Origin of the sequence: Neorhizobium petrolearium (assembly GCF_017873175.1) — a bacterium.
Classification (GTDB): domain Bacteria; phylum Pseudomonadota; class Alphaproteobacteria; order Rhizobiales; family Rhizobiaceae; genus Neorhizobium; species Neorhizobium petrolearium.
Window position 1 is genome coordinate 1 of record NZ_JAGGJW010000054.1, and the last position, 1,471, is coordinate 1,471.

The 1,471-nt window shown below is 58.3% G+C and carries 1 protein-coding gene; it reads left to right on the plus strand.

The window, feature by feature from the left end; all coding sequences use genetic code 11:
• Nucleotides 1–141: 141 nt before the first annotated feature.
• The gene (locus tag J2046_RS33595) at nucleotides 142–1,209 is read left to right on the plus strand and encodes an IS110 family RNA-guided transposase (protein WP_210059136.1); all 1,068 of its coding nucleotides are present in this window, start codon (nucleotides 142–144) and stop codon (nucleotides 1,207–1,209) included.
• Nucleotides 1,210–1,471 lie beyond the last annotated feature (262 nt).

Below are 1,471 nucleotides of genomic sequence, written 5' to 3' on the forward strand. Positions count from 1 at the left end.
AAGGAGATGGCATGAAAGAGGCCGCGGCCGTTGAGAGAACGGATCACTGACATGCAGGTGAAGATCGAGGGACAGTCACACTTCCGGCCTTTGGGCTTACCTTATTGGGGTTTTGCAGATCTCAACAAGGGAGTTGGAAGCATGACTGCCTCTTACGATTACCATATCGGCGTGGACTACCACAAATCCTACAGCCATCTGGTCGTCCAGGACAGCGGTGGCAAGACGTTGCGCTCCGGTCGGGTGAAGAACGACCGCCAGTCGCTCGGCGGGTTTCTGGAACGCTACCGCGACAACAGCCACGCGGTTGTCGAGGCGACCCGCAACTGGATGGTGATGTACGACTGGCTCGACGACATTTGTGATGATGTCGTTCTCGCCCACCCGTGGAAGGTCAAGGCGATTGCCGATGCCAAGATCAAGACCGACAAGATCGATGCGACGGTGCTGGCGCATCTGCTCAGGGCCGACCTGGTGCCGGAGGCCTGGGCGCCCAGCGAAAAGGCACGACAGCTGCGTGTCGCGCTACGCGAGCGGATGTTTTATGTGCGGCTGCGCACGATGGTGAAGAACCGCATCGTCACGGTGTTTGATCGCTATCCCGAGCAGACGGCGCAGTTGAAGAAGCTTGGTGATCTGTTCGGCAAGGCCGGCCGCATTCAACTTGCGCAGGTCAAGGTCTCGGAGATCGACCGCATTCAGATCGACCGAGGTCTTGCCTTCATCGGCGACATCGATGTCAGGATCAAACAGTCGGAAGCAACTATCCGGGCGATGACCAAAGCCAATGCCAATGTGAAGCTGTTGAAGACGATCCCCGGCATCGGCGAGTTCTTCGCCCGGCTGATCGATGCGGAGATCGATGACATATCGCGGTTTCGCAACCCGAAGAAGCTTGCCGCCTATGCCGGGCTTGTGCCGTCGACCTATTCGAGCGGCGGCAAGACCTTTCACGGCAAAATCATCAAGCAGGGCAACAAGTGGCTGCGCTGGGCCTTCGTCGAGGCGGTCGCCCCCGCCATCGCCAGCGATGCGCAGCTGCAGGCCCAATACGAGCATCTGAAGTTCAGAGGAGTGAACAAGGCGCGTGTGGCCATCGCGCGCAAGCTTTTGACGATCGCCTTCCAGATCCTGCGTGATCAGCGCGCCTATGAGCAGCGCGACACCAGCACCACGGAAGGCGCGTCGACAATATCCCGGTTGTCCTGATGAGTGGCTAGCGAGCCCGGTAAAACTGGGCTGCGCTCTTAAAGGAGAATGGGAAACCGGGAGCCGAACGCCATTCTGTGACCGAAGCTGACGCATCAGGGTCACGCATTGGAGCATGGTTCAAGACCGAAGGACGGGAACAACCTGTCCAGCGGAGGGAAGAGATTTAGCCGATCGGTCAAAACGCCGGTCAAAACATAACCGAACCCAAGGAAAAGCCGCCAACCGAAGGTGTTTTGCCCCTTGTGTTCTTTCATTGGAG